Origin of the sequence: Thermoanaerobacterium sp. RBIITD (genome assembly GCF_900205865.1) — a bacterium.
GTDB lineage: Bacteria > Bacillota > Thermoanaerobacteria > Thermoanaerobacterales > Thermoanaerobacteraceae > Thermoanaerobacterium.
The window spans coordinates 1,314,952-1,341,121 of sequence record NZ_LT906662.1 but is presented as its reverse complement, the minus strand read 5'-3'; the positions used below and the strand labels follow the sequence as shown (position 1 = coordinate 1,341,121).

Annotated in this window: 34 protein-coding genes and 3 pseudogenes; 31 read left to right on the top strand and 6 right to left on the bottom strand. The window is 30.7% G+C overall.

Going from position 1 to position 26,170, the window contains the following annotated elements; translation table 11 throughout:
* Positions 1-3: 3 nt before the first annotated feature.
* A complete protein-coding gene (locus tag CPG45_RS06130) occupies positions 4-1,071 on the bottom strand; it encodes an ERCC4 domain-containing protein (RefSeq protein ID WP_096231099.1) in 1,068 nt (355 codons plus the stop codon).
* 228 nt (positions 1,072-1,299) lie between these two features.
* On the opposite strand from CPG45_RS06130, the gene CPG45_RS06125 reads away from it, so the two are divergent.
* Both CPG45_RS06125 and CPG45_RS06120 read left to right on the top strand, forming a co-directional pair.
* Positions 1,300-1,875 carry a YqxI family protein gene (locus tag CPG45_RS06125; protein ID WP_096231098.1) on the top strand — a complete coding sequence of 192 codons (576 nt, stop codon included), beginning with the start codon at positions 1,300-1,302 and terminating at the stop codon, positions 1,873-1,875.
* 20 nt (positions 1,876-1,895) lie between these two features.
* A complete protein-coding gene (locus CPG45_RS06120; protein ID WP_096231097.1) occupies positions 1,896-2,261 on the top strand; it encodes a hypothetical protein in 366 nt (121 codons plus the stop codon).
* A gap of 265 nt (positions 2,262-2,526) precedes the next feature.
* Here the strand turns inward: CPG45_RS06120 and CPG45_RS06115 are convergent, their stop codons facing one another.
* Positions 2,527-3,036 carry a hypothetical protein gene (locus tag CPG45_RS06115; protein ID WP_096231096.1) on the bottom strand — a complete coding sequence of 170 codons (510 nt, stop codon included), beginning with the start codon at positions 3,034-3,036 and terminating at the stop codon, positions 2,527-2,529.
* Between the two features lie 1,002 nt (positions 3,037-4,038).
* On the opposite strand from CPG45_RS06115, the gene CPG45_RS16790 reads away from it, so the two are divergent.
* The 15 genes and pseudogenes from CPG45_RS16790 (at position 4,039) to CPG45_RS06055 (ending at position 13,348) form a co-directional block, all read left to right on the top strand.
* Positions 4,039-4,188, top strand: coding sequence for a hypothetical protein (locus CPG45_RS16790; protein WP_157732339.1), 150 nt, complete (start codon positions 4,039-4,041; stop codon positions 4,186-4,188).
* A gap of 87 nt (positions 4,189-4,275) precedes the next feature.
* A complete protein-coding gene (locus CPG45_RS06110) occupies positions 4,276-4,842 on the top strand; it encodes a VanZ family protein (protein ID WP_096231095.1) in 567 nt (188 codons plus the stop codon).
* Between the two features lie 261 nt (positions 4,843-5,103).
* Complete coding sequence (locus CPG45_RS17410) at positions 5,104-5,388, top strand: hypothetical protein (protein WP_231969031.1); 285 nt, start codon at positions 5,104-5,106, stop codon at positions 5,386-5,388.
* A 14-nt stretch (positions 5,389-5,402) separates the two neighbouring features.
* Positions 5,403-5,864, top strand: coding sequence for a helix-turn-helix transcriptional regulator (locus tag CPG45_RS17405; protein WP_231969030.1), 462 nt, complete (start codon positions 5,403-5,405; stop codon positions 5,862-5,864).
* A gap of 218 nt (positions 5,865-6,082) precedes the next feature.
* On the top strand, positions 6,083-6,877 hold the full coding sequence (locus CPG45_RS06100) for a hypothetical protein (RefSeq protein WP_096231094.1): 795 nt from the start codon (positions 6,083-6,085) through the stop codon (positions 6,875-6,877).
* A 292-nt stretch (positions 6,878-7,169) separates the two neighbouring features.
* Positions 7,170-8,309: a hypothetical protein gene (locus tag CPG45_RS06095; protein ID WP_096231093.1), complete on the top strand. Its 1,140-nt coding sequence runs from the start codon at positions 7,170-7,172 to the stop codon at positions 8,307-8,309.
* Positions 8,310-8,802: 493 nt separating this feature from the next.
* Positions 8,803-9,153, top strand: coding sequence for a DUF6431 domain-containing protein (locus tag CPG45_RS06090; protein WP_502695805.1), 351 nt, complete (start codon positions 8,803-8,805; stop codon positions 9,151-9,153).
* A gap of 74 nt (positions 9,154-9,227) precedes the next feature.
* A complete protein-coding gene (locus tag CPG45_RS06085; RefSeq protein WP_013296615.1) occupies positions 9,228-10,031 on the top strand; it encodes an ExeA family protein in 804 nt (267 codons plus the stop codon).
* A 624-nt stretch (positions 10,032-10,655) separates the two neighbouring features.
* Entirely contained in the window at positions 10,656-11,312 is a 657-nt protein-coding gene (locus CPG45_RS06080; protein ID WP_096231092.1) for a hypothetical protein, read from the top strand.
* A 15-nt stretch (positions 11,313-11,327) separates the two neighbouring features.
* A complete protein-coding gene (locus CPG45_RS17890) occupies positions 11,328-11,453 on the top strand; it encodes a hypothetical protein (protein WP_255405146.1) in 126 nt (41 codons plus the stop codon).
* Positions 11,454-11,459: 6 nt separating this feature from the next.
* Positions 11,460-11,795 (top strand): annotated as a pseudogene (locus CPG45_RS18170) (transposase); the annotation flags it as partial.
* A 248-nt stretch (positions 11,796-12,043) separates the two neighbouring features.
* Complete coding sequence (locus tag CPG45_RS06070; protein ID WP_231969028.1) at positions 12,044-12,403, top strand: hypothetical protein; 360 nt, start codon at positions 12,044-12,046, stop codon at positions 12,401-12,403.
* A 151-nt stretch (positions 12,404-12,554) separates the two neighbouring features.
* Positions 12,555-12,788, top strand: coding sequence for a type II toxin-antitoxin system VapB family antitoxin (locus CPG45_RS06065; RefSeq protein WP_096233505.1), 234 nt, complete (start codon positions 12,555-12,557; stop codon positions 12,786-12,788).
* Positions 12,789-12,825: 37 nt separating this feature from the next.
* Entirely contained in the window at positions 12,826-13,023 is a 198-nt protein-coding gene (locus CPG45_RS06060; protein ID WP_096231090.1) for a DUF2281 domain-containing protein, read from the top strand.
* Positions 13,016-13,348 carry a type II toxin-antitoxin system PemK/MazF family toxin gene (locus tag CPG45_RS06055; protein ID WP_096231089.1) on the top strand — a complete coding sequence of 111 codons (333 nt, stop codon included), beginning with the start codon at positions 13,016-13,018 and terminating at the stop codon, positions 13,346-13,348. The genes CPG45_RS06060 and CPG45_RS06055 overlap by 8 nt, the downstream gene beginning before the upstream one ends.
* A 100-nt stretch (positions 13,349-13,448) precedes the next feature.
* Here the strand turns inward: CPG45_RS06055 and CPG45_RS06050 are convergent, their stop codons facing one another.
* A complete protein-coding gene (locus CPG45_RS06050; protein ID WP_096231088.1) occupies positions 13,449-13,922 on the bottom strand; it encodes a hypothetical protein in 474 nt (157 codons plus the stop codon).
* Between the two features lie 232 nt (positions 13,923-14,154).
* Between CPG45_RS06050 and sigY the strand changes: the two genes are divergently transcribed.
* The 6 genes from sigY to CPG45_RS06020 all read left to right on the top strand — a co-directional run bounded on the left by sigY (position 14,155) and on the right by CPG45_RS06020 (position 17,373).
* On the top strand, positions 14,155-14,685 hold the full coding sequence (sigY, locus tag CPG45_RS06045) for an RNA polymerase sigma factor SigY (protein WP_096231087.1): 531 nt from the start codon (positions 14,155-14,157) through the stop codon (positions 14,683-14,685).
* Positions 14,682-15,047 (top strand): DUF5345 family protein, encoded by a 366-nt coding sequence (locus CPG45_RS06040; protein ID WP_096231086.1) that lies wholly within the window; start codon positions 14,682-14,684, stop codon positions 15,045-15,047. Before sigY ends, CPG45_RS06040 begins: the two co-directional genes overlap by 4 nt.
* A 13-nt stretch (positions 15,048-15,060) precedes the next feature.
* The gene (locus CPG45_RS06035) at positions 15,061-15,396 is read left to right on the top strand and encodes a zinc ribbon domain-containing protein (protein ID WP_096231085.1); all 336 of its coding nucleotides are present in this window, start codon (positions 15,061-15,063) and stop codon (positions 15,394-15,396) included.
* A 3-nt stretch (positions 15,397-15,399) separates the two neighbouring features.
* Positions 15,400-15,606 carry a PLDc N-terminal domain-containing protein gene (locus CPG45_RS06030; protein WP_096231084.1) on the top strand — a complete coding sequence of 69 codons (207 nt, stop codon included), beginning with the start codon at positions 15,400-15,402 and terminating at the stop codon, positions 15,604-15,606.
* A 107-nt stretch (positions 15,607-15,713) separates the two neighbouring features.
* Entirely contained in the window at positions 15,714-16,634 is a 921-nt protein-coding gene (locus CPG45_RS06025) for an ABC transporter ATP-binding protein (RefSeq protein WP_096231083.1), read from the top strand.
* Complete coding sequence (locus CPG45_RS06020) at positions 16,621-17,373, top strand: ABC transporter permease (RefSeq protein WP_096231082.1); 753 nt, start codon at positions 16,621-16,623, stop codon at positions 17,371-17,373. Before CPG45_RS06025 ends, CPG45_RS06020 begins: the two co-directional genes overlap by 14 nt.
* Positions 17,374-18,638: 1,265 nt before the next feature.
* Here CPG45_RS06020 and CPG45_RS17400 read toward each other — a convergent pair.
* Complete coding sequence (locus CPG45_RS17400; RefSeq protein WP_231969027.1) at positions 18,639-19,214, bottom strand: hypothetical protein; 576 nt, start codon at positions 19,212-19,214, stop codon at positions 18,639-18,641.
* 756 nt (positions 19,215-19,970) lie between these two features.
* Here CPG45_RS17400 and CPG45_RS18165 point away from each other — a divergent pair.
* Positions 19,971-20,414: pseudogene (locus CPG45_RS18165) on the top strand (DUF6557 family protein).
* 27 nt (positions 20,415-20,441) lie between these two features.
* Here CPG45_RS18165 and CPG45_RS05995 read toward each other — a convergent pair.
* Positions 20,442-20,825, bottom strand: a complete 384-nt coding sequence (locus CPG45_RS05995) for a type II toxin-antitoxin system HicB family antitoxin (RefSeq protein WP_096231079.1) — start codon at positions 20,823-20,825, stop codon at positions 20,442-20,444.
* A 599-nt stretch (positions 20,826-21,424) separates the two neighbouring features.
* Between CPG45_RS05995 and CPG45_RS05985 the strand changes: the two genes are divergently transcribed.
* Positions 21,425-22,096 (top strand): hypothetical protein, encoded by a 672-nt coding sequence (locus tag CPG45_RS05985; RefSeq protein ID WP_096231077.1) that lies wholly within the window; start codon positions 21,425-21,427, stop codon positions 22,094-22,096.
* Between the two features lie 329 nt (positions 22,097-22,425).
* Here CPG45_RS05985 and CPG45_RS05980 read toward each other — a convergent pair whose 3' ends face one another.
* Positions 22,426-22,617 (bottom strand): hypothetical protein, encoded by a 192-nt coding sequence (locus CPG45_RS05980; protein WP_231969026.1) that lies wholly within the window; start codon positions 22,615-22,617, stop codon positions 22,426-22,428.
* A gap of 797 nt (positions 22,618-23,414) precedes the next feature.
* Between CPG45_RS05980 and CPG45_RS05975 the strand changes: the two genes are divergently transcribed.
* The 6 genes and pseudogenes from CPG45_RS05975 to CPG45_RS05955 all read left to right on the top strand — a co-directional run.
* Complete coding sequence (locus CPG45_RS05975; protein ID WP_096231076.1) at positions 23,415-23,645, top strand: PQQ-binding-like beta-propeller repeat protein; 231 nt, start codon at positions 23,415-23,417, stop codon at positions 23,643-23,645.
* A 95-nt stretch (positions 23,646-23,740) separates the two neighbouring features.
* Complete coding sequence (locus CPG45_RS05970; RefSeq protein ID WP_096231075.1) at positions 23,741-24,631, top strand: VanW family protein; 891 nt, start codon at positions 23,741-23,743, stop codon at positions 24,629-24,631.
* A 302-nt stretch (positions 24,632-24,933) separates the two neighbouring features.
* On the top strand, positions 24,934-25,200 hold the full coding sequence (locus CPG45_RS05965; RefSeq protein WP_157732338.1) for a transposase: 267 nt from the start codon (positions 24,934-24,936) through the stop codon (positions 25,198-25,200).
* A gap of 197 nt (positions 25,201-25,397) precedes the next feature.
* The gene (locus CPG45_RS18455) at positions 25,398-25,727 is read left to right on the top strand and encodes an ATP-binding cassette domain-containing protein (protein ID WP_231969025.1); all 330 of its coding nucleotides are present in this window, start codon (positions 25,398-25,400) and stop codon (positions 25,725-25,727) included.
* Complete coding sequence (locus tag CPG45_RS18450; RefSeq protein ID WP_231969024.1) at positions 25,720-25,878, top strand: P-loop NTPase family protein; 159 nt, start codon at positions 25,720-25,722, stop codon at positions 25,876-25,878. Before CPG45_RS18455 ends, CPG45_RS18450 begins: the two co-directional genes overlap by 8 nt.
* Positions 25,844-26,143 (top strand): annotated as a pseudogene (locus CPG45_RS05955) (group II intron maturase-specific domain-containing protein); the annotation flags it as partial. The gene CPG45_RS18450 and the pseudogene CPG45_RS05955, both read left to right, overlap by 35 nt.
* Positions 26,144-26,170 lie beyond the last annotated feature (27 nt).

Genomic DNA, 26,170 nt, shown 5'->3' with positions numbered 1-26,170 from the left:
TTTTCACGGTGCTTTTGTCCAAGTGCTGCCTTTTCCCCTGCCTTGACTAATTATTAAACCATCTTTTTTAAGGTCATTCAGTACCTTTCTGATTGTAGAGTCTGGGGTATTAGCAAATCTATTTCTTAAATCGCTTATTGTAAAATCTCCATTAATATTTTCAAGAATTTCTTTTCTAATGTCATAATAAATTCCGCCTGTAAAATCATTCTTTGTTTGATATTTTGATATTTCTTCTGCAACTACATCAGGTATTGATTCGCTTTCGTTTGATATAATGGCTTGGAAAAACCTTAATGTCCATTCATTAGCCAACTTTCTGTTGCCAGCAAAGATAATTTGAAATTTTTGATGGAATACAAAAATCTCAGCTATCACTTTAGCCATATATGATGGCGTATAAATGCTTAATTTGTCAGGGTTTAAGTAATCTGAATAGTTGGCTTCAATGACAAGTGCCGAATGCTTATATTTTTCCAATTCACCCAGCTTCTGATGTAAAATTGGCAAATTGGCGATGTCGGCTTTAAAGTTTTCAAAACTTTTTCTTTCTACGACGGCCTCTATTTCATTATTGTAAAACAATGCGTAATCACCTGCTGGCAACTGTACTCTCTCAACAATGCAATTGGTAAATTTCCAGGGGTATTTTTCATTTGCATCAATCAATATGTGAAGATCATTGCTTCCTTTTGCAGTCAACTTGACACGAGGTTTGTGCTCCTTTAAGCCTTGCTGTGTTCTCCAAAATATCTGTTCATATTCCCCTTTTTTATTTTTATATTTCTTTTTCAGGAAGAGAAATTCACACCTTTTATTTACACCGCGGTCTAAGACCACAGATAGCCGCTTGCCATATCGATCAATTGATATAATTGGTACTTTCTCAATGACTTCATAATCATTGGATTGTTCATTGGTATCTTTAAGGCAAAATATCTGACTTCCCGCACCAGGCCATTTATTCTGCACAAACAATGATAAAAGTGTTGTATCGCCTTTTTTGATGCTAAGCCTGTATGGGAATTTATCGCTTTTTGTTGATTCAAGTACCCATAAAAGATCGCTCATAATGACCCTTTCCTAAATATGATTTTATTACACATTTATTTTATTATAATGAGAAGCTTATTACAACTTTTTTCATGCGACAAGTACCGTTTTAGTACTTTCGTATTAAAAAAATTAGTACTTTTGGTCAATTGACATATTTATGAAGTGGATATATTATGAAGCTAAGAGAATTACTGGTAGCATCTAACAGTTTATGTTAAAAGGAAGGGAGGGAGATGTTAATATATGATAAAACGGTTTTTAACTTTGAAAAAATTCGTTTCATTGTTTTTAGTTGTAGCACTTCTTTCAATTTCAACTTTGAGTTCAGTTTATGCTGCTAATCCAACGTTCAATGATACAAATTTAAAGAAATCAATTAATGACAACAGAGTATATACAACTATTGAAAATGATCCAATTGACAAACAAAAAGTCGAGAATGGATCAATGACTGCAAAATATGCACAAAAAAAGGACACAAGTGTAGAAGAAAGTGGCACTATTAAACCACAAGGTTTAAAAGGTAAAGCTTTAAAACTATCTGTAAAAAGAATTGCTGGAATGTTAAGATCAAGTGCAATAGATAAAATAGCTGAATGGATGGAAACTTATATTAATAAAGAAGCTGCAAAATATCTAAGAAAATATTCTATCAAGATTGCAAATAAATTGGATGAGCTTTCTACATGGGAAGATTTGGCACTTCAAGCGATTGAAGATCAAGTAACGGTTTTTTTGAATGGATTGGGTGTACCTTATAGCATTGCAAAAGGAATAGGGCTTGGTCTAAAATATATTATAGATTGGGGAGTTTTTTAATCTTTAGGAGGGATAACTTTATGGATAGCTTAGAACAGAGAGTACTGGAGTTAGAACAGAGAGTGCTGGAATTGGAATCACAAAACAGATTATTAACCGATGCATTGCTTCGCATAGCTTCTGAAAAAGGAGAACCACTTGCAAAAAATTTCAGCACATATGCTCTTCTCAATAAATATACAGCTTATGAAATACAAGAACTTGAGGGATTGTTAAAGTGGGCATTTAATAAAAGCACTGAAAATAATTTAAGTAAAGAAGAATTTATTGAAGAGTTTAATAGACGTTTACCTAAAAGAAAAAATGAACTAAACTTTCTCTTCGAATGCTATAGAAGAGAGAACATTCTACCATATTTATGTAATTTAGTTTTAGGAGATAATTAAAAAGCATTACACGAATTAAATAAATCACTCACAATAACAAATTGGCTATTGCTCTTGCTTTTTGTAGTTTTATCTATAAATACTTTTATAAATTGGAAAAGGTATAAAAGTGACAAGCAAAAAAACAAGTGAAAAAATTTTTTCTAGGCTATGATGACGCTTAAGCCTCAGATCTGTATACTGCTAATATGTGTATTTAAAAATAATGACTATATAGTTATATATTCCAAAATAGCCGGACATAAGAAAATATTCTTATATCCAGCTATTTTATAGGACTATTTTTTAAATCTTCTTCTGCCCGAGTTTCAATAACTTTTACAAGATTTTTGATTTCTTCATTATTTGGGAATCTAATATTAGCCGGAAATAATTTTTTTACATCTTTATTATAGTTTACTCCATCTTTAGGAAAGTCATGGCTGATAATTGAAATGCCTTTACTGCTTTTTTTAATTTTTAGAACTACAGGTAATGATACACCTTGCCCCCTTTCAAGATTAGTTCCTGTCTTTATATATTCTTCTTTAACTAACCAGATGTAAATTTTGTCTTTGTCTGTCCCTAAAAGCTCGAATGCACTATACATTTTTCCTTTATTTGGATAAGCAATGTCATTTGTTTTTGTATCCAGATAATTTAATATAATTTTTTTATCATTTTGAGTAATTTTTAAAGGATTAGTTGTTGTAATTTTTTGGCTCGAATTACATCCTGCAAAAACAATAATAATCGATAATATCGAAACGAATACTAAAAAAGTTCTTATTTTCATAAATAAAAACATCTCCCTCTATAATCTTTGATTTTCTTTTAATATCTCACTCATTCTCAGATTTTCATGATCTCCAAAGGAGCCCTCATGTATATTAATACTATTTATTCATTAATTTTACATGTGATAGGTGACCCAAATAAGCTTCTATTGTTTTTCCCATATTTTGGCCTATGGATTCCACTTAAGCTCATGTGGCATACCCTCCCATGTCTCACAGGATCTTTGTCCTTAATTCCTTCGTTCTGCCTTACATGAGGTGGATGTCAGTTATGCTCCCTTGCTGGGTCTTAAGCCCTTATGGTGAAATTACCAACCTGACAATTCCGGCTCTCTTTGTCAATCTTCGAATCTTTTAAATTGAGTTTTAAGACTTTATTTACTTTATTTTTGGCACCGCTTAATTATCCAAACCATCGCAGGAGCGAGGCTGTCAAGGGTCAGCTTTGTGAAGTGAAACGCAGCAAAGCTGAGACGTGGTTCTTGCCCTTGACTGACGAGAGACTGCGGTGTATCATCACCACTGCGGTGCAATTTATGCAGCATTCCTAATCTTCTCTGGTCTTTTTATGTCTCTTAACATCTTATTTCCGTTGTATTTTACTCCCTCTATAATCTTTTTATATTTGTGTGTGTTTGTACATTCTTGTTTGTCTCTTTTCTTTATTGATACAGTGTTTTTTTATGAGGATAAAGACTATTATTTTACAAGCTTTTTCACAAAAATTGCTTATTACACAACAATTTTATTATAATAATAAGGTCATTACAACTTTTTTCATACAATAAATACCGTTTTAGTACTTTCGTATTAAAAAATTAGTACTTTTGGTCAATTGACATAATTATGAAGTGGATATATTATGAAGTCAAGAGAATTACCGGTAAGTTCTCAGATGTAAGAATTGGATTGATGAGCTTTAAAAGATGTAAAAATACTAATGTACAATAGTAAAGATATTATTAAGAATAAAAATAATGTATAAGGAGAGAAGATGTACTATGATAAATATTTTTAATAATAAAAAGTTTGCTTCGGAGTTGATTTCAGTATTGATAGTATTAATATTATGCAGCCAAGTATTTGCATATGAAAAATCAATGGAATATGATTTTAACTCAGGTTCAAATGGCAATGCATATTTAAATTAATCAGTACGCCGGTTATGGAACTATGCACCAGGATTGACAAATAATACATTAAAGATTATTTAAGTTATATTCAGGAGATGGATTATTTTGGGGATAAATTTTCCGATAGGATTAAAAGTTATTTTGTTTATTTTTTTCATTCCTCTTATTATAAAAGAATTTAAGTCGACAAAAAATATTGTTATAGCCACATTTATGACAGGGTTTATTATATACGCAATTGAACTAATAAGTATAGTGTTTTTCCCGATCACATTTTATCCACCTATGCCCAATTATGTTCCAAATGTAAATATTGTTCCTATGAAAGATATAATAATTCTTATGAGATCACAACCAATTAATATAGTTATAAAAAATGTGGTTGGGAATATTATACTTTTTATTCTGTTTGGCTTTTTTGTACCGATAATATATAGAAATATGAATAAATTTAATTATACGTTATTAGTGGGTTTGTGTGTTTCAGTATTTATAGAAATTGCTCAATTTACTATTGATTATTTAACAAAGTATCCCAATCATACATCTGATGTTAATGATGTTATATTGAATATTATTGGATTAATATTGGGCTTTATAATTCAAAGAGGAATTAGAAAAGTATCTTTTATGGCGAACTATATTAATAATGTTGAGAATAAAATTGAATAATCAGATATGGTTTGCAATTAATCTTATTTCTAAAGGGCAGATATAAATCTGTCCCTTGTTTATTATTGATAAAAAATTAAAAAATTTATTAAAAACATTAAGAATTTATTAAGAAATGTTAAGTTTTGGTTACATTAAAAGGAATTTAAAAATTTTTATAGAAATATGATTTATAGAAAAAATACAAAAAATACAAAAATAAATTTGGCACATTTTAAAAGTTGTTAATATTTTAACTTTATTGTAATAAGGGAGATCGAGATGGAGTATGAAGTTATAAAATATGATACTCATAAACATTTGTTTGATGAAGCATGGAGAAGATGTACAAGAAGGGGACTTCATCAAGACGCAAAACCGTTTATGTTTGTATCAGATCTTTATATTTCCGATGAGAAAAAGTTGCTAATTAAAGCCTTTAGAAAAAGCATTCATGAAATATCTAAGATTAATGGCGAATTTAAAAGTTATACATGTCTATTGACAGACGAAAATGGCGTAATAATAGATTTGATTGTGCTAACAAAAGTAGTTTTTCTAATTTAAATATAGGTGTTCCATTGAAAGAAGAATTTACAGGAATAAATGCAGTATCGATTGTTTTAAATGAAAGAGAAATTGCATTTGTCAAAAAGAATGAACATTATCTTAAGTGCCTCAGAGAGATAGACTGCATAGCTGTACCTATCTTTGACAATAAAAGGCAATTGATAGGTGTAATCGATATTTCATGTATGAATGGACTTACTGATGAATGTGTGATTACGGCGTTTTTGATGGCAAAATATACAGAATACAATTTTATATTACTTAAAAAGGAAATGATAGAGGAAAAATTGGAAGAAGTAGAGCTAAAGATTTTGAAACTGACAGCGGAAGGAAAGACAGATGAAGAGATTGCAAAAATGATTAATAGATCAATAAGCAATGTAAAATATCACAAGAATAAGATCTTTGAAATATTAAACGTGAAAAATGTAAAAGACTGTATATATAAAGCGGCAAAGATGGACTTGATATAATATGCTTTAGTACTTTCGTACTAAAAAAATTAGTACTTTTGGTCAGTTGACACAATTTTGGAAGAAACATATAATGAAATCAAACATCGACTGGCAATTTTTTCAGAATAACTTAAAGCAGCAGAAGTGTCAGAGCGAATAAAAAATGGAGGTGGTATTTAAAACTTGAATTGCTACTTTAAATTAAAAAATGTATAGGTTGAGAAGGAGTGTATAATGTGAAAAAGAATCTAAGTGCTAAAAAATTAGTTGTAATGCTTCTTGTTGTTGCAATTCTTTCGGTTTCGACTTTTAGTTCTGTTTTTGCCGATAAAGTTGAGGAAAATTCTGGTGTGCAATTAGTTCCAAATGCCGATAAACAAACCAGTATAAGTGATGCACAAATGAAGAAAGAAATAAGTTTAAGAAATGAGAAATTGATCGAATACCTTAAAAGTCATTCGTCAAAGAATGTTAAATCATCATTAGAAAATTTTTTGAGTGAAAATAAACTTTCTAATATCAAAAATGTAGAAAAACCTTCGCTCATAAAAGTGGTTTATCTCGATAAGCAAAATAGCATATATTTTTATAATGATGGAACTGTTGCTTTGGAGACTTTAACGTCCGGACCGGTTCTCTCGTCTGCTCTTTATGATCAAACCAAAAATTCAACCCTAACATATGCTCCTAAATACAAATTTGCTTCAAATGACCGTTATTACTATGGAGCAGTATTAGGCAATTTACTGTTTCACGTTCATATTGAAGCAAATTTTGGTTATGATGGAAGTAAAGCTTGGTATGCTGGAGGTTTATGGGGTTATTATGAAAGAGGTACCCTTTCAGCCTGGCAAGTATCAAACTGGGAAACTGGTACTACAGTTATAAATAACGGAGAATACTGCAGAGCTTATGCAAGAGGTAATTTTCACTGGGGCATAGAGTATGAGGGGAATGGTTTGGTTGTACAAGATGAGTATGTTGATCTAAGAGTAAGTGTTACTCGAAACGGCGATGTCTGGAAGAACTGAGGTGAATGGGTTTGGATAAATTTTTCAAATGGTTGTTATCTATCATTTTGGTTGTATTAGTTTTAAATCTTTTGTTTTTGTCGTTTGTCTTTATCATCAATTGGAAATCTCCTTAACAAGGCAATTTAGTGGACATACAAATGATAGAAATCAGGTAAATTACTCAAATGTATCAACCTATGAATATTATGTACTGTGGAATTAGGATTAAAGAGTGTTTAATTCATACAAAGAAGAAGCAACATAAGCTTCTTCTTTGTATGAATTTTTTAGAAAGGAGTTTTTGTTCTTTATGAAAAAATTTTTTTTGATGGTCTTTGCACTTATATTTATTGCTACAGGTTGTTATATTGTAGACAATACTAAAGTCACAGAAAAAGAAAGCCCTAAAAGCGACATTGGAGAGATAAAAATACCTTTTTTGATATATACAAATGAGCCAGATAATAAACATTCGGCAATGTTAGCTTATTGGGATTTGAATAATTCTAAAGTAAATTTAACTGAAAAGACGGTCTATGTCTCAGAAGACCCCAATTTTGTCACACCTCTATTTTGGAATGGAGATGGCAGGATAGTATTGAGAAAGACTTCTTATCCAACAGATGAATATAAAGACAAAGTAGATTTTGTCAAAGGCAATGATGTGGGTATGGTATACGGCAAGGACATTGAAGCTAAAGAGAATTTGGATGACAATCCTGAACCAATTAAAAAAGTAAAAAACTATACATTATACTTACACAATGGCAGCGATGTAATCGAAAAGAATGTATCATTTCTGTATAAAACAAAGGATGACAAAGGCAATGACATTACAGTAGGTGAATATAATCATCTCTGCTTTATAGATTATGACAGCAAAACAGGTAATATAACATTTATCTTTGATTATCCATTTGAGACACATTCCAATATATATATTGCCAAGTGCAATGTAGACAACATTGACAAGATAAGCTGGGAGGAGGTAAGGCTTCCCGGTGGTGGCGTTGTTTATACACCTTGTCCGAATAACACAATGCTTGTAGGTTCTAAATACTATATCCAATGCTTTAAAACTTTGGGAGAAGTTGATCTTAAGACCAAAAAGGCAACTCTACTTGATGATGTTGCGAAAGAATGCCGAAGCATTGTAAAAGAAGGAAGCTTTAAGCCGGACTATTCTAAGGATATACTGCCTGTTGGAAAATACAAAGACGTATTGATTTTAAGCCTTCCTATAAGTACAGATACAAATGTAGAACCTTTAATATGCGCGTTTAAAAATAATAAGCTATTAGGTGCAATACATCTAAAAAGCGATGATACGTGGGATGTAATTGGTCCTGATAAGAAAGTTGTATCTAGAATTAATGTAAAAGATAAAAATCTGTACAAAGAATTTGGCGCAGATTTGATGTACTTTCCGGGAATTGAAAGTATAAATTAATTCATAAATACATGAAATATAAAGGGCAGATATTAATCTGTCCTTTGTTTATGTGCGCCCGGCATTGGCGATAACTTGGCGGTGAAAGTCCGCTGTGGGCGAGGTCACGGGAACTACTAGCCAAAAGCAAGGGTGTCCATCGTGAGGTGGAATCTGAAGGAAGCGGTAGGCAAAATCTCGGTCTGATGAACAAAAACCAGATAAGAGGCTGAATTGGGGCGGACGAGTTTGCAAAACAAAACGAAGTCCAACACTACCCGAACCCCATACAGTAAATTGTTATACAGCAAATTATTTCATTATAAAAAGCACCATAAAAAGCAAAATAATTTAACCTTATCCGTTATGTAAAATTAATTAATTTTCGTATTCATGTATAAGATTGGTTAATCTTGCCTACAATTATAGAAAAAAATAATGGGGCGGTAAAATAATTACCTCCCCAAGAAAGGTATCATAATGATAATTATAGCCTTTCCAGTTAAAAATATACATGAATATATCGAAAATGAATCAATCATATTTGTACATAGATACACCATCTGGATGTCCTAATTGCACTTACAACGGTAAATTGCACAGGCATGGTTATTACTGCAGGGGTGTCTTTATCGATAATAATTGCGTAGATATTACCATAGCAAGAGTCATTTGTCCTGTATGTCATAAGACACATGCTTTAATACCGGACTTTCTTGTGCCATATTTTATCTATCCTTTATCTGTTATTCTAACTTCTTTAAAAAAAGTATTTATCGATGGACATGGCACTACATATGTTGCTGATGAAATCATTAAAGAGTTAGCGAAGACGGTAAGCTCTTACAAACAATACATCCAGTAAACAAAATTGATAATTCTAAGATAAAAAGAAAAGAAATAGACTTTTCTTTGTAAATGAAGAAAGAAGGAAAAACAATGTTCAATGTATATTATGGATTAACATTTAATCCATTTTCTAAAGACTGTGATGTGAAATATCACTACAAATCACAGGATTATATACAAGCAATGAGCAGATTAGAATTTTTAAAAGATAAAAAAGGATTTGGGTTAATAACAGGAGATCCTGGATCTGGTAAGTCATATACACTAAAATGTTTTGTAACTTCTTTAAATCCTAATATGTACAAGGTTGTGTACATACCAATATCAACACTTACCGTTATGGATTTTTACAGGTATTTATCTGACGGTCTAGGATTAATACCGAAGCATAGAAAATGTGATATGTTTCGCCAGATACAGGATGTAATATTAAGTTATCATTCAAAGAACATAACTCCCGTTATCATCGTTGATGAGGCCCAGTTCATAAGCAACTCAATCCTTGATGATTTACGTATTATATTTAATTTTGACATGGACACAAAAAATTATGCATTACTTATATTGTCTGGACAAACACAATTAATTATACAGTTGAATAGACAAGCACATGAAGCATTAAGGCAGCGAATAGTTTTAAATTATTCATTTAAGGGTTTAAACAAAGATGAAACAAAAGAATATATAACATCCAGATTAAAATGTGCAGGATGCAATGAAACAATATTTACTGATGACGCAATTGAATTAATATATTCAAGCACAAATGGATATTTAAGAAAAATTAATTTACTTGCAGAAATGTCAATGATATTAGGAGCTAAAGAAAGTCAAAAAACTATAAATGGTGAGCTAGTATTTAGAGCTCAAAGTGATATAAATATTACAGAATAATTGGATATATGAGTGTATCTTCTTCTCCGGAGGGGATAGGGAAATGCAGGGGTGCAACCCGAGCACTTCGGAGAGGGTTGGTGCCATAAAACAACTTTCTCCCGGTTCAATCCGGGGGAGAAGGTACATTCAAGATGGCATTTACCCAAAAAGCGTAAAACCCAAAGATGAATATACTTAAAACTGTATGACTATGGTTTTAGAATAATATATTTTATGATTGTATAATGTGAATTTTTGAGTAAAAACAATGTTTAGTGATTGTTTAATCTTTATACTTTTTAGGATAAGTCAGCTTAATTAATCTTAATTTTTCAGGATGTGATATCTTGCTGTTTAACAACATATTTATGAATTGGATATATTATGAAATCAAGAGAATTACCGGTAAGTTCTCGAATGCAAAGATAAATTTATATAATTTATTAAGGATTTTAGGAGATGAGTGAAATTTCAGAAAATGATATAATTTTTTATAATAACATCAAATCTGATAAGAGTTTTTTTATCTAGAATGGTTTTACTAACATATATATATCAATTAGACAGGAGAATTACACAAACTATTTTAGTAAAAATGGAAGTTGTTAATTATGTTAAATCAAATTTTAAGTTTTAAAAAATTTGTTTCTATTTATATTAACTATGACATTTTTTACAATTTCAACATTAAATTTAGCTTTTGCTGCTGATCTTTATAAACAAGATGACAAAACAAATATTATTCAGAATCAATCTGTCAATATGAATATGAATTTTAATGATGTTATTAAAAAATATAATTTAAAAGAGGTAACAATTAGTGAAATACCTAAAAATATTAAACCACTTGAAATTAAAGATGCTGCTGAATTGGATAAAATTCTAAATCGATTTTCTACTTCTACAAATTTAAATAATGTAAAGCAAAGTAAATTAAATATTGATAGTATTTCTGGTAATAAACAATCTATGAATCTTGGAAGTGCCGTTTATTCTACTTATATTTTTTCTCCTTATGCATGGTTTAACATAAGAGTTAAATATGGTTATAAGTATAGTTCTTCGCTAAGAAAAAATATTTATACACAAGTTTATGGAGTATCTTCGGACTTAACAGGTTTTACCATGTGGATAGAATGGATTCCAGATTCTAATCTTTCTTATGGTTCTATTGTCAATAGTGGGTTAGGTTTAAAAGCTCATGTAGAAGGAACTGTTAATTATTATTTATTAGTAAATGGTGTCGTAAAATTGTACTCAAGACACGAAGTTCATGAGTATACTTTTACAAACCCTTAAAGGAGGGCTATATTAATGTCATCAACGAATATTGTGACTATTATATTTACTACAGTTAATTTAGCACTGATTGTAATAATATTATATTTTCTATATAAATTGTTCTCTTTTTTGCATGGTTGGTTTAAAAAAGGGAAATAATAAATTAGCGCTGGAAAAAGGAAGTCAGGGAAAACACGTAAAGGTAATAAAAAATTACGTTCAGTATTAGTTGAAGCCGCAAGAGCTGTTGCCCGCACAAAAGATACCTATTTATCGGCCCAATACCAGTGTATTGCTGCACGCAGGGGATCCAATCGAGCCGCTGTTGCCGTTGCACATAGCATTCTAACAATTATTTATTATATCTTAAAGCGAAAGCAGACTTACATTGAACTGGGTGCTAATTATTACGAAGAACGTAAAAAAAATACAATTGTAAAACAAACTATCAAAAAATTAGAAGCACTAGGGTTAAAGATCACCGTGGAAAGCATAGCATAAAAAACATTAAATAATTTTTAACCTAAACTCAGAGAAAGTTTTAAAAAACTACTTTATCTGGGGGTTTAGGTGGTTGTGTTTTTTTCTTTTTTACTGGTATTTATTTTCGGGATAGATAAAACAATAGGATCGTATATGAGTAGAAATTATTATGTACTTTCAGCTCCAGGTCATGCTGATGTTATAGGAACTATGTACTCAAGTCAAATACATATTTGGCCATAAAATAATATAGGCGGTGTATAATTATGGGTACCAGAAGGAAAAAAGTAATACTTAAAAAAATAGAAAATGACAATGAATCAGATAATATGCTAATGGGTGATTTTATACCTGATGAACAAGCACCAAAACCACTTAAAAAGGATAGAGTGAAATTTGAAAAATTATTGAAATTTATTAAAGAAAATTTTAATCAGATATCAAAAGAATTTTCCGAAGAAGAAAAAGAATTATTAAAAATGCATTGGGGTATAGACATGCCTTTAATGACATTTAGTGAGATAGCTGAAATAAAACATTTAGATGAAAATATTTTAAGGCCAAGAATAAAAGATTTAGAAAAGCGATTTTTTTCAAAAGCTAAAGAATATAAATTAATTTGGTAAGATATCACGTACATTGTTATGATTGTCAAAAATGATACAATAACAAGACAATTAAATATACAAATGTGCTAAGCTTACGAACCGTTCTTCAAAACTTTCATATTGATAAAAGTATATGTGAATTAAAATACACATACGGAGGTGTATGATGATGCGGACAAATATTGTTATAGATGATAAACTTATCGAAAAAGCCTTGAAAATAACTAGGATAAAAACTAAGAAAGAAATTGTCAATATAGCTTTAAAAGAATTAATAGAAAACCATAAAAGAAAGAACCTAATGGATTTAAAAGGGAAAATACAATTTGACGAAAATTATGATTATAAAAAGATGAGGGAAAATCATGATAATATTAATATAAGCTGTAGTTGTAAACATTGATAAGTAATTGTGGTATAATAATTTTGAGGTGAGATTAATGAATGTAAGTAAGAGCATTTTATTAAAATTAATTGATGAAATTTCAGAAAGTCAAATGCGAGAAGTAATAGATTTTATTTTATTTTTGAAAAACAAACAGGATAATCAGGAGTTCAAAGATTTATTGTCTTCCAGTGAGAGCAGTATAGGTTTTTGGGAAAATGATGTTGATGATGAGGTATGGAACAATGTTTAAACAAGGAGATATTTTACTAATTCCCATTCCATTCAGTAATTTGACTTCGAATAAAAAACGCCCTGTTCTTGTTTTATCCAATGATGATTATAACATTAAAACAGAAGATATAGTGGTTGCTGCTATTACTTCGAACGTGGCAGTAAAAGATTATATTTTTATGCTGACCAGTGACGACCTTGATGAAGGGGTCTTAAAAGTAGATTCTTGCATAAGGGTTGATAAAATATACACTTTATCCCAAAGTATTGTAATAAGCAGGTTTGGTGCAGTAAAGAAGCATATTATCAATGCGGTTAAGGAAAAACTTTATGAGTTAATATAAAACTATACTGAACGATTTGATGAGGTTGTAACATACTGATTTCTTCAAAAGAAAAAGCTTATATTTTTTGTAGCATTCATATTAACATAAGAACATATTTTTACTTTATTGTTTTTGTCCAAGTGCTGCCTTTTCCCCTGCCATGATTAATTATTAAACCTTCCTTTTTAAGGTCATTTAGTACCTTTCTAATTGTTGAGTCATTAGCACTACTAAATTTATTTCTTAAATCGCTTATTGTAAAATCTCCATTAATATTTTCAAGAATTTCTTTTCTAATGTCATAATAAATTCCGCCTGTAAAATCATTCTTCGTTTGATATTTTGATATTTCTTCTGCAACTACATCAGGTATTGATTCGCTTTCGTGTGATATAATGGCTTGGAAAAACCTTAATGTCCATTCATTAGATTGCTCGCTTGTATCTCTAAGACAAAATATCTGACTTCCTGCACCAGGCCATTTATTCTGTACAAACAATGATAAAAGTGTCGTATCGTCTTTTTTGATGCTAAGCCTGTATGGGAATTTATCACTTTTTGTTGATTCAAGTATCCATAAAAAATTACTCATAATGACCCTTTTTTTTGTCTATGTTACACTAATTTTTCACTTGACAAATGCACTTATTTTTATGAGGTAAAACATTTTTAATATTTGATGATAGCAATAATTAATATAATTTAAACAAGTTAATCATCAAAATATGTAAGTTGTAAATTTATAAAAACTTTTTGTGATAAAGTAAAATAAATGTGAACTTATTTGAAATTTATGCGTTATATTTATGAAAGGTGGGCATGTGATGGATGAGAGCAAACTTATAAATGATGCAAAAAGCGGCGATAAATATGCATTAAATCTGCTTATAACTGAGAATTATAATATTGTTTTCGGGTACTGTATCAAAATGACAGGAAATATATCACTTGCCCAGGACATAGCACAGGAGACTATGCTAAAAGCAGTATTAAATATTAATAAGTTTACACCGGATTTTAAATTTTCTTCGTGGTTAATAAGGATTGCCATCAATATTTACAAAGATTTTTTAAGAAAAAACAAAATAACTGAATCTATAGATGATATAGATATATTTTCCGAAAATAGTGTAGAAGATGATATTATAAATAAGGTCCACTATAAAGAAGTTATGAAAATATTGTTAAGCCTTCCATATGAAAAAAGGGCGGTATTTATATTGAAACACTATTATGGATATAAATACGAAGAAATTTCTAAAATAATGAATTGCCCAATTGGAACGGTACGTTCAAGGTTGCACTACTGCATTAAGTATATTATAGATGAGATGGAAAGAAGGAAATTGATATGAAGAAATGTCATAATGATATAGATCCTAAGCTTATAGATTCTTTTTATAATGAGTCAGATAATAAAAGCATTGATAATGATGCATTTAATAAGCTCAATAAAATTTCAGATATGTTTGATATTTTTAATGAGCCTGACGTAAAAATTAATGCATTTGAATTTATTCAAAAAGCTAATGAAATACGTAATAAAAAAAGAGATAGAAAAGAGCTTGTAATCTTCATACTTGCTTCAATTACGTTTATAGCATTTTTGATTCTAGCTGCATTTAAAGACTTTAAGTTAATAATCATTTGTCAAATTATAATTTATTTATCTTTGCCGTTGACTGTTGTGCCATTATTAAAATTCAGAGAGGAGTAGAGGGGGTTAAAAAATGAAGTATTTATTATTTATTCTATTATTTATATTACTTGTATTACAGGCAACATGGATATTTATAGATGCAAGGAAAAAAGGTGAAAAATATTATTGGCTCTGGGGTTTGTTTGGACTTTTAAATGTGCCATCATCATTAATAATCTATATTTTAGTGACGCGCTATGAAGTCTCGAAATGCCCAAAATGTGGTGCTTCAATAAAAAAAAGTTACAAATATTGTCCATATTGTGGCAATATGTTAAAAACTTCATTATGTCCGCATTGTGGCAGGGAGATTAAAGATGAATGGTTATATTGTCCCAACTGCTCAAAAAAATTGAAGGAGGAATAAATTATGTTTGATAATTTAAGTACATCTGAAATAATAAAGCTTTTTGCTCCGTTAATAATCATTCAATTAGGTCTCATGATTTTCTCAATATATCGTCTTACCAAGGATAAAGTCAGATTTTTGCCGAAATGGGCCTGGCTTATAATTATAGTGCTTGGAGAAATTTTAGGACCACTTATATTTCTCATCATCGGAAGGGAAAAAGAGTAGACTATTTATCTATCATATTATTCTGATTCCCAATGCAAATAGGTGAAGAATATTTGACCACAATGAATGTAGAAGTTATAAATTGATTAGAGAGGAATGTTTGTTATATGATTGAAGTAAATAATTTAACTAAAAGCTATGGAAATAACACAGTTTTGAAACAAATATCTTTCAAAATCGACAGAGGCTCAATTTATGGTTTTTTAGGAAAAAATGGTGCTGGTAAGACAACAACAATGAATATTCTTACAGGTCTTATTAGATATGATAGTGGTGACATATATATTGATGGCCTAAAATTCAGTGAAAATAAAAGAAGACTGTTAAAAAGAATCGGTTATCTGCCTGAAAATCCCGTGTTTTATAACTATATGAACTCAGAAGAATATTTAAGCTTCATAGGTGAATTAAGCAATATGAAAAGCAAAGATGAAAGTATTGAGACCATTCTTGAAAGTGTAAATCTAAAATATGCAAGAAAGAAGAAAATTGGGGAATATTCGAGGGGTATGAAGCAGAGACTTGGCATAGCTGTAGCATTGCTGAATGACCCTGAGATAATATTCCTCGATGAACCCACATCTGCACTTGATCCACAAGGCAGGCTTGATGTATTGGAAATAATAGCCGAATTAAAAAAACAAGGCAAAACAGTTTTCTTATCAACACACATATTAAATGATGTTGAAAGGGTATGTGATTATATAAGCATACTTGATAAAGGCGAAATTATCATATCCGAAAATCTAAATGAACTTAAAAAGAATTATATCCAGCCTATTTATGACATTGAATTTGAAAATCCATGTGGTAACTTTAGCAATAAATTCAATGAAATAAAATGGATTGATAGCATAAGAATAAATAAAAATACTGCAAGTATATACGTAAATGACATTTATGAAGCAAAGACAAAACTGATAAGAGAAATCGCAAAACTTGATAATCCAGTAATCTCGTATAAAATACGTGAAGCAAGTTTAGAAGATATATTTATAAGGTTGGTGAAGAAAAATGCCAGCATTTAATGCATATTTTAAGAAGGAAATAATTGAGTCAATAAGACAATACAGATACCTCATTCTTGCCATTGGTATAATACTTTTTGCAATTCTAGATCCTATAATGTTAAAGGTGTTACCAATTATGCTTAAGGATAAGATTCCAGGCGATATCAGTGCATTAATAAAAATAGACTTTAGAACTGCTATTCAAAACTATATAAAGGATTTAAGCCAAGTATCTTTTATAATTGTAATATTGACATTGATGGGGATATTAAGTGATGAGATATCATCACATAAATTACTTTTTCCATATTCAAAGGGTTTAAATCCTGCTGCAATGGTCACATCAAAGATATTGCATTATTCAATTGTATTGATAATATTCATATTTATGGGATTCTCCATTAACTATTATTATGCAGATACTTTATTTAAATATAACACAATACCTTTTAGTAAAATCATGTATTCTGCAACATTGATATCACTTTTTTATATCTATACAGTAATATTGCTGACATTTTTAAGCAGTCTTTTCAAGAAATCAATTGTTGCGGCTGTCGCATTATTGATTATAAATTTTGCGGCTTCAGCACTAATGAATATTGAAAAATTATCCGCATATATACCAAATAAGCTTATTGTATTAGCAAATACCTTTAGTACATCAGATATTATAAAACCACTAATATCTACTTTAATGTTAGGCTTAATGTTTTATATTATTTCTATAATTAGAATGAACAAAATTGAAATATAAAAAATCGAGGAAATGGTTTGGTATGCTGAGCAAAGTTCTGGCGTTAAAGCGAGTGCAAATGTCCAGTAAAGTTTAGCCAGCAGCTGATACTAAGCCTTAAGTAATGTATGGTAACATGAAGAGTATGACTTAAGGTATAAGTGATGATAAGCCGGAAGGTGTTGCAGTCCCGAAATAACTAATTTGGAAAGTTCGTGTTGTTGAATCAGCAGAAGATAGAATATTATTAATCGTGATGGCAAAAGTAATAATGTTTCCTCATGATCATAGGACTTGGTATGCTTTACAATATTAGCGTTTGAAAACTCTGGTGGTATTGTCAATCCTTTATGGGACTCGCTATTGTAAGTTTAGAACAAAAGTAAGTCGGATGGTTATGCGGGGAGTCGGATTACGGTATAGTACTGATGGAAAAGTTATAACGCCAATGAAGAGAAAGCTGTAAATGATATCATCGATCTTGAAAGAGAAAGCATCAGTATAGTGGAGGTGCAACAAAGATAGAATTGGAACTAAAAAGGATATTAGAAGTTGTGGCGAAAGATCTAAATCACAAATTACCTGTAGCTTAGCATTCATCTTCCTTACTTGTGATGGGGATGAATGCTTATGTATCCTTAAAGTATAGTTGCTTAGTGTATAATTTTAGTAGGCGGTAAAAATAGAAAAAGGGAAGAGTATAAAAAAAATACCTTTCCCTCCCATGAATCATTCACTACAATGTTTAATAGAAAATGACAAAGGCTAAAAAAGAGCATAAAAATTCTGTAGATGATTAATGGTAAAAAGTGATAAATATTTAAGTGCAAAAATTAAGCTGTGCGCTTTAAACAATCAAAAGATCTAGCTTTATCAGCAGCTACAGCAAGAGTTAATAAAGTAATGTGGCCAAAAGTATTTAAATTACTATAAATGAGAAAAATAATAGCAAATATTACCACTGAATAAATACACTTTACCTACGCTAATTTTAGTTGTTTAAAATCTTGTTAATAGATATATTGTTTTTAGCTTGTTCATAAATCCATTGAATACGCAGCTTTTGTACTTCTTTACGAGCTATTATTATTCCTAACCCAAATTTGTAATATTTATCGCTTGAAGCTTAAAATACAGGCATGTCAATGATATAAGGCATAACAATCTATCTATTGATTTTGTTGAGCGTACTTGATACGTATTTAATTCGAGATTATTCTTTGTCTATCTAAAAAATATCTCTATAGGCCATCTCTGATTATAATAATTTAGAATAGTCTCAGTATCTAATTCAGTATCAGTATAAATAAATGCATGTAGAGCTTTATGATTGTTAAATGCTTTTTCTTTAAGCATATTAGAACTACAGCATTATCTATTCCATTTAAGGCTCCTTCATAGCGATATACCCAGTACCTAGAACTATTCACTGTAACGAGGTGAACTTCGTTCTTCTCTATATATTGTGCAAAATCTTTTATTTGAACTCTGATGCCTATTGGATAGATAATCCGGTTAGTTTTTAGTGCTCCTATGAGATGGCATCCTCTTTTAAAATGAGCATTAATTACTTTTTCGTTTGTGAACCATGAATCACAAAGTCCATTTGCTGGCCCTTTAGGTGTTGGAAGCATAGATACCATTTCACGTATTCTTTCAACTTTGCTTTTACTACCTTTTTCATAGCGTTCAATGTAGTAAGGTAATGCTACTTTGCCACAGGATAACATCATAGTAAGAAGCCGATGTCCCCAAACTTGCTTTCCCTTTAAATGTGATTGATGAAATCCTGTTGCCTGAATAGAATGTTTAGCCTGTAACGAAGACTTAGTTTTTTCAACGATAGTATCATCAAAAATCATAAATATCGGATTCTATGAGTTTGGGATAATTCGAATATAATACGAATAACTTCCCGCCTTATAGCTCTCCAAGCATATTCTATATTCCAAACACCTTGGCTTAAGATTTTACCAAATATAGTTCTATAGCAATTAGCAAGACTTAAAGTAACAATGTCAGTAACAGTACCACTATAACCCTTTTTTATTAAATTTTTTGCACACAAATTTATTATGGCAATTTATGTAAGTGAATTTTCTTATCTATAGAAAAGAGAAAAGAGTTTATGCAAGCAATAAATTTTTTTGGCAAAAATAACTGGTTGTTTGCTGTTCTTATATTTATTATAAATCTCATTTTTTATAAAGCATTGCCTCAGACAGTTGCTATTCAATGGAGATTAGTGGAGAAGTTTCAAATGCAGTATCCAAATTATTATTTGTTTTTATAGTACCTATCATACAAATAATAGCTTTTAATATATATGAAAATTAGAACAAGAGGGAAAGTTGCAACTCTTTACAACGACTTATATGCTATATTTGTGAATCTACTTGCAATGATTGTTGATATAGTAGTTATCCTAATAAATTTAAAAGTCCTGTAAATAAGAAGTTGTATTAATATCATGCTTATTTTAGAAAATGTATCAAAAACCTACTATGGTTGTAATAAAAATGTTGTAGATTCATTAAAAACTGTGAATATGAGCCTATAGAAGAACCTGAAGAAGCCAAACATTGGTGTGGTTTTGCTATTGGATATGGGAGATTGTAATGAATATAAAAGAATTATTTTTCAAAACGCTGTGGCAAGACGTGGAAAAAGCCTTAATTAAATTGTATCCAGACCAGAAAGAAAATATTAAGACATACAAAAAGGTGTATAAGAATGTCAAATGCTGTAAACCTACTACTAACAGTGAGAAGACAACAATATGTATAGACTTAGTCAGTCAGGATAAAGAAACATGTTATGATGTATATGGCATAGAAAAAGATTAAAAATACGCATTGGAACTTTCATTATTTGAGGAATGGGCTGGATACGAAATATCTGATATAGTTACGATGAAAGATTCAGATATAACGGCACATATACTGTGGGTAATGAGATTTTTCGGGTATTCTAATAAGGAAATAAATAAGGCAAGAAAAATGCTGAATAAAAGAATTAATAACATTGAGAAGCATCCTGAAAGATTTATAAAAGGCTTATAAAGAAGGTATGCGCATAAAACCGCATACCTAAATGTATTTTCGATTTTCTTTAAGACCTTTGCTTAATAAATAAATTATATATTGGTTTAAACTAGTACCTTCTTCATCCGCTGCTCTAACTAATTCTCTATGCAAACTTTTTGGTGTTCTTAAAGTAATTCTTCCGTTGAATCTGTCTTCAGAAGAAAAAGGTTCAGGTATTTCCATGCTATTTTCATATCTTGTTTCAATCCATGATTTTTTTGCATCTTCGCCCATAGCAATTGCTTCTTCTAATGTCTGGCCATCGCTCATGCAACCAGGCAAATCAGGATAAGTGATAAAAAAACCACCGCCATCATCTTCTGACAATACTTCAATTTTAAACGGATATTTTAATGATAAATAATAATCTAAAGATTTACGTTTCATAACACTTCTCCTTTCAATAGCCTAAAATATTAAGCAATTTAATTACCTGTTTTATGTATGCGACCTTAATATAAGGTCTTTTATAAGGTATAGTTATGGTTAAATTATCAAGATGATATGTATAATGACTCGAATCTTTTGCAGGCTGTGTCCTGATAAAACCAATATCTAATAAAATCTTATTAATTTCCTCAAAACGCACTGTTTTAGGATTGTTTTTTATTTTCTCAATTAATTTTTCTCTCTTGGATACGAATTATCATCTTCGTACGTCTAATAATATTATATATAACATTATATATGCTATCAACAGTATAAAGTAAAATCTATAATGGTAAAAAGATAGAGTAAAGTTTTTACAATTTGTTCATGATTTTTTCACAAATAGAAGATATAATAATGATTGAGAGAGAAAGTCTCTCCCTGACCTCCCTTATTATTAATTGCAGCTCGAACCATCATATCGGGCTGCATTTTAATATGAATGAATATAATAAACTTCATGGTATGCGCATAATGACGCATTCATAAATATTAGTTTACTGTTTTGTTATTATCAGAAGATTGTACTAGGTTAAAAACAGTAAAGAGGTGAAACAATGGATAAAATCTATCTGGAACGCTATGAATATTTAGGTTATGCTCGCTATATCTGTACTTCCTGCAATCACTGTACTAGTAAAATGGGAATAAGCTATTGTAGTATAAAAATGCGAGGGTGCTGTTCATATTTTCCAAAATTTGAACTGATAGACATACATAGAATGGTCAAGTCAGCTGATGGTTTACAAGTGTTGAAGCGAATAGTTGATAATCCTGGAACAGTCATTTATAATTATTATTTACACGCAAAAGGATATTTTGACCAGGAAGGTTATTTAGAGTATTTAAAAAATGGTCCAGAAGATGATGGTATAAAAGATAAGACCATTTTCTTTAGAACCTGTCCATTTGTCAAGAGCGGATATGGGTGTACACTTCCACCTGTATATCGCAACTACGTCTGCAATTTTTATATTTGCGATGAGGTTATGAGCAATGTGGATAAAGAAGAGGTTATGCGGAAGTATATTGGAGAGCGTTCAAGGTATGCTAGATGGGCAGAATGGGAAAACATGTCACTGGAAAGAATATTATCTGAGCATCACCTTAATTTTCGATGTGATTTTAAAGAGACCATAAAACTTTTGCAGGAGATACCGCTGGATATTTATGAATTTCCTGCTTTGGAAGAGATAAATATAATAGGAATGAACGAAAAAGATGCGTAATATTGGCTTAAATATCTTAGGATTGTTCTTGACTTTCTTAATTAACTTTTCTTTCTTGGATACAAATTTGCCCATCCATGCTTATGATAATATTATATACGATATTATATGTGATGTTAATATTATGAAGTAAAACCTATAATGGTGAAAATATAGAATAAAGTTTTTACGATTTATTCATAATTTTTTTATAAATAAAAGATATAATAATGATTGAGAGATAAAACCTCTCCCTGACCTCCCATATTATAATAGCAACCCGAAGTATCATGTCGGACTGTATTTTATTATAAATGAAGGCATGCGCATAAAAAACGCATACCTAAATGTCAATTTGCTGTTTCATCATCAGCAGGTTGTATTTTGCCATAAACTAGATTAATGTTTTCTCTGATCTTACCTTCAATTTTATCAGCAACTTCTTTATTATCTTTCAAATACTGTTTACCATTTTCTCTTCCTTGCCCAAGCCTTATATCACCGCAGGAATACCATGTACCGCTTTTGTGAAGCCTCCCCATCTGGGGACTCAATAAGAAGTTAGCAAACGGGCTTAAATAAGTTCGTTTTTTTTATGCAAAAAATAAAAGAAATGTTGATATTAATGGGAAAAGACAAAACGAAACCAGCAAGAACATGAAGACTATTAAATTAAGGTATGCGCATACCGAATAAAAACAATTCTTATGTTAATAAATTGCTTTTAATTTTTGAATTATGAAATTTCATCAAATAAGAATGAATTTTTAAAAATAAAAGTAAAGAAATGCGATAATTATGCCGACATAATATAAAAACGGGAATATATACAAGCTGTCGTCATACTCATTTGATGGCTCTGATATAAAATCTTTAAATCCGGGTGTAAATTACTTTGCTGGAAATTTTGCAGGACGGAAAGTTTACACTTTAATCAACAGCAGTGGGAAAGTCACTGTTGAGATATCAGACAAAACGGTGTGATTTGACAATGCCTATGGGAATGTCAAGACACAGCAGACAATCTATACTATATGAATTTTTGGGGGATAGATTTAAAATATATCTCCTGAAATTCAGATATATCAGGCAACGAGAGTTGCCGAAAATACTCTTTATCTAAAAGGAGAAAAGATATTAATGAAATTAGTTAAAAAATTGCTTCCTGTATTTGTAACATTCGTCATGGTAATTAGTACAATGTTTTTTCGCCGTCTATAGCAAAGGCTGAAACAGGAAGCTAGTCTATGTTTCGCCACGGCTACAGCATACAGGACGTTCACCGTACGACACCAGCAATAATAACGGTTCTCTTAAGTGGAAGTATCAAACTGGATATGTGATATGTGGCTCACCACCCTCACCAACCATAGGTTACGATGGAACTATTTATGTTGGTTCTAATGATAATTATCTTTACGCTATAGGAAACAGCACGGAAAGCAATGCAGGAAGCAATACAGGAAATAGCACAAAAATTACAGCCTCAACAAAAACAGTTGTATTTAAAATTGTAAGTGATGTTATGGTTATAAATGGTGCATCCCCAAAAATGGATGTGCCAGCTTGATAATATTTTATAAACATAGAGTAAGAACGTTGCATTTTACAACGTTTTTTTATGTTAAAATTTTATATTTAAATTATTGAAAGGAAACTTTTGTCATGAAAAAGATAGTATTGGTTTTATCAGTATTTATTTTTTTGCTTGCACCTATTATAGGTAAAGCACAAATATTAAGTGTAGGTACAGTTACACCATCATCAGATCCCAAATTCTATAATAGCATTATCAATGCTACTAAAGCCTTAGAATACATGAATGGATATGTTATAAAGGCAGGACAAGTTTTTTCTTTCAATAATGTAGTAGGTAGAAGAACCACAGAAAGAGGTTTTGTAATTGGTCTATCAGGTTCAAGCTTAGGATACTATAAGGATCTAGGTGGTGGTGTTTGCGAAGCAAGCACTGCTGCTTATAGAGCAGCTGCGAGCTTAGGACTTCAGATAATAGAAAGACATCATCATAATGGACCTGTAGTCTATGCCCCCAATGGTGATGATGCCGCAGTTGACTGGCCTTATTGGGACTTGAAGTTTAGAAATACCTTAAATTATGATTTAACAATTAAGTCATATAAAGACAATAATGGCAATCTGATTGTAGACCTATGCAAAGAAGATTATCCTGACAGAAACTACAATGTTACTGTTTGTGTTAACGGAGAGCAAATGACTTTTGATGACTCAACTAAACCGTTTATAAGCCAAAATAGAGTGTTTGTTCCTTATCGTATTCTTGCAGAAAAACTAGGTGCTAAAGTAGACTGGGATGGAGCAACGAATACTGTAACTACAACGCTCAATAACATATCTGTGAAATTTACGATTGAAAGCAACACTTTTACAGTTAACAACCAGAGCTATACTTCAGATGTGGATCCGTTTATTTCTGACGATGGAACAACATATGTACCTGCAAGGTTTTTATTAACGGGACTTAATGTTAATTTAAATTTTGACAGTACAAAAGGACAGCTTTTGATAAATGATTAAGAGATTTGTTTTTCTCTTAATCATTTATTTTTTTCTTTATATTAATGCCCTTATTCCTTTGTTAATGTTATAATATAGTAGCAGTGAAACATAGATGCATTTCCCTTAATGAGGGACACTTTGGCAGCAGCAATACGTTCTTTCATTGCCTGATATTCTTTAGTAGTTATTTTTTCATTATCTGATACCTGTACAGGAGAAAATTGCTTTATCCACTTGATGTTAGTATATTAGTATATAAGTATCGACACAAAATAAGGTTTTATATAAACTAATAGATGAAGGAAGGATGCGTCCATAAGATGTCAAAGAGAAAGACATTTACAAATGTTTTTAAAGAAATGATAGTTGAACTATCATTATCATGGAAGCCGGTAAAAGAGAATTGCAGCGAATATAGCCTAAGCGAAACAGCAGTACGTAACTGGATTAAGAAAAAGAAACCTATGAATATTAAAAGGGAGTCTTTTACTCTTGAGGAATTAAATAGAATAAGAAAAGAAAATGCCAAGCTCAAGGAGAAAGTTGAGATATTAAAAAAAGCTATGGCTATATTCGCAAAGAAGTAAATCCTGATACCATATATGCAATAATAAAAGATAATGCTGATAAATACAATGTTGAAACCATGTGTAATATACTAGAATACCCAAGAAGCACCTATTATGATAAACAAAAAGAGAAACCTGAAAATAAAAGGTGTATTTGTCAAGTGAAAAATTTTAGTGCAACATAAACAATTGGGAGAAATGGCTCAGGAAAGACAATGCTTTTTAGAGCTATATGTGGTTTAATAAGACCTATTCAAGGTGATGTAATAGCATTTTGCAAGAAAATTGGCAAAGATGCCTCATTTCCAGAAAGCCTCGGCTTGATAATAGAAAACGTGGGATTCTGGAACCAATGGACGGGCTTTCAAAATTTAAAATTTTTAGCATCAATAAAAAATGTCATTGGTGATGAGGAGATTAAAAACGCTATAGAAAGAGTAGGGCTTAACACTGATGATAAAAGGCCGTACAAGAAATACTCCCTTCGTATGAAGCAGAGGCTTGGAATAGCGCAGGCTATAATGGAGAAGCCACAACTTGCTTGATGAACCCACAAATTCCCTCGATGAAGATGGTGTGAGCCTTGTAAGAAAGATATTGTTAGAAGAAAAAGAAAGAGGTGCAACTGTATTAATAGCAAGCCATATAAAGAAGATATTGAGAAATAACGAATATCAGTATGGAAAACAGAATTAAAAGATTAAATCAGATAGCCATGGGATAGATAAACTACTTCGGGATAGTAGACACCGGAGGCAAATCGAAATTCCTGGACCTATGGATTCGTAGAAGATTAAGGGCTTGCAAATGGAAACAATGGAAGAAAATCAAAACCAGGTATGACAATCTGATAAAACTAGATGCAAACAAAGAGAAAGCCTGGAAACACGCCAATACAAGAAAGGGTTATTGGAGAATCTCCAATAGTCCTATATTGGACAAAACTATTACAAAATTTTAACAGGTAAAGTTTAAACCGAGGTTGTAT

Excerpts from the sequence above, each read along its gene's own strand:
- CPG45_RS06130 (WP_096231099.1), bottom strand. The coding sequence starts at position 1,071 with ATGAGCGATCTTTTATGGGTACTTGAATCAACAAAAAGCGATAAATTC.
- CPG45_RS06125 (WP_096231098.1), top strand. The coding sequence starts at position 1,300 with ATGATAAAACGGTTTTTAACTTTGAAAAAATTCGTTTCATTGTTTTTA.
- CPG45_RS06120 (WP_096231097.1), top strand. The coding sequence starts at position 1,896 with ATGGATAGCTTAGAACAGAGAGTACTGGAGTTAGAACAGAGAGTGCTG.
- CPG45_RS06115 (WP_096231096.1), bottom strand. The coding sequence starts at position 3,036 with ATGAAAATAAGAACTTTTTTAGTATTCGTTTCGATATTATCGATTATT.
- CPG45_RS16790 (WP_157732339.1), top strand. The coding sequence starts at position 4,039 with ATGATAAATATTTTTAATAATAAAAAGTTTGCTTCGGAGTTGATTTCA.
- CPG45_RS17410 (WP_231969031.1), top strand. The coding sequence starts at position 5,104 with ATGGAGTATGAAGTTATAAAATATGATACTCATAAACATTTGTTTGAT.
- CPG45_RS06095 (WP_096231093.1), top strand. The coding sequence starts at position 7,170 with ATGAAAAAATTTTTTTTGATGGTCTTTGCACTTATATTTATTGCTACA.
- CPG45_RS06090 (WP_502695805.1), top strand. The coding sequence starts at position 8,803 with ATGAATATATCGAAAATGAATCAATCATATTTGTACATAGATACACCA.
- CPG45_RS06085 (WP_013296615.1), top strand. The coding sequence starts at position 9,228 with ATGTTCAATGTATATTATGGATTAACATTTAATCCATTTTCTAAAGAC.
- CPG45_RS17890 (WP_255405146.1), top strand. The coding sequence starts at position 11,328 with ATGTCATCAACGAATATTGTGACTATTATATTTACTACAGTTAATTTA.
- CPG45_RS06070 (WP_231969028.1), top strand. The coding sequence starts at position 12,044 with ATGGGTACCAGAAGGAAAAAAGTAATACTTAAAAAAATAGAAAATGAC.
- CPG45_RS06065 (WP_096233505.1), top strand. The coding sequence starts at position 12,555 with ATGCGGACAAATATTGTTATAGATGATAAACTTATCGAAAAAGCCTTG.
- CPG45_RS06060 (WP_096231090.1), top strand. The coding sequence starts at position 12,826 with ATGAATGTAAGTAAGAGCATTTTATTAAAATTAATTGATGAAATTTCA.
- CPG45_RS06055 (WP_096231089.1), top strand. The coding sequence starts at position 13,016 with ATGTTTAAACAAGGAGATATTTTACTAATTCCCATTCCATTCAGTAAT.
- CPG45_RS06050 (WP_096231088.1), bottom strand. The coding sequence starts at position 13,922 with ATGAGTAATTTTTTATGGATACTTGAATCAACAAAAAGTGATAAATTC.
- sigY (WP_096231087.1), top strand. The coding sequence starts at position 14,155 with ATGGATGAGAGCAAACTTATAAATGATGCAAAAAGCGGCGATAAATAT.
- CPG45_RS06040 (WP_096231086.1), top strand. The coding sequence starts at position 14,682 with ATGAAGAAATGTCATAATGATATAGATCCTAAGCTTATAGATTCTTTT.
- CPG45_RS06035 (WP_096231085.1), top strand. The coding sequence starts at position 15,061 with ATGAAGTATTTATTATTTATTCTATTATTTATATTACTTGTATTACAG.
- CPG45_RS06030 (WP_096231084.1), top strand. The coding sequence starts at position 15,400 with ATGTTTGATAATTTAAGTACATCTGAAATAATAAAGCTTTTTGCTCCG.
- CPG45_RS06025 (WP_096231083.1), top strand. The coding sequence starts at position 15,714 with ATGATTGAAGTAAATAATTTAACTAAAAGCTATGGAAATAACACAGTT.
- CPG45_RS06020 (WP_096231082.1), top strand. The coding sequence starts at position 16,621 with ATGCCAGCATTTAATGCATATTTTAAGAAGGAAATAATTGAGTCAATA.
- CPG45_RS17400 (WP_231969027.1), bottom strand. The coding sequence starts at position 19,214 with ATGATTTTTGATGATACTATCGTTGAAAAAACTAAGTCTTCGTTACAG.
- CPG45_RS05995 (WP_096231079.1), bottom strand. The coding sequence starts at position 20,825 with ATGAAACGTAAATCTTTAGATTATTATTTATCATTAAAATATCCGTTT.
- CPG45_RS05985 (WP_096231077.1), top strand. The coding sequence starts at position 21,425 with ATGGATAAAATCTATCTGGAACGCTATGAATATTTAGGTTATGCTCGC.
- CPG45_RS05980 (WP_231969026.1), bottom strand. The coding sequence starts at position 22,617 with ATGGGGAGGCTTCACAAAAGCGGTACATGGTATTCCTGCGGTGATATA.
- CPG45_RS05970 (WP_096231075.1), top strand. The coding sequence starts at position 23,741 with ATGAAAAAGATAGTATTGGTTTTATCAGTATTTATTTTTTTGCTTGCA.
- CPG45_RS05965 (WP_157732338.1), top strand. The coding sequence starts at position 24,934 with ATGTCAAAGAGAAAGACATTTACAAATGTTTTTAAAGAAATGATAGTT.
- CPG45_RS18455 (WP_231969025.1), top strand. The coding sequence starts at position 25,398 with ATGCTTTTTAGAGCTATATGTGGTTTAATAAGACCTATTCAAGGTGAT.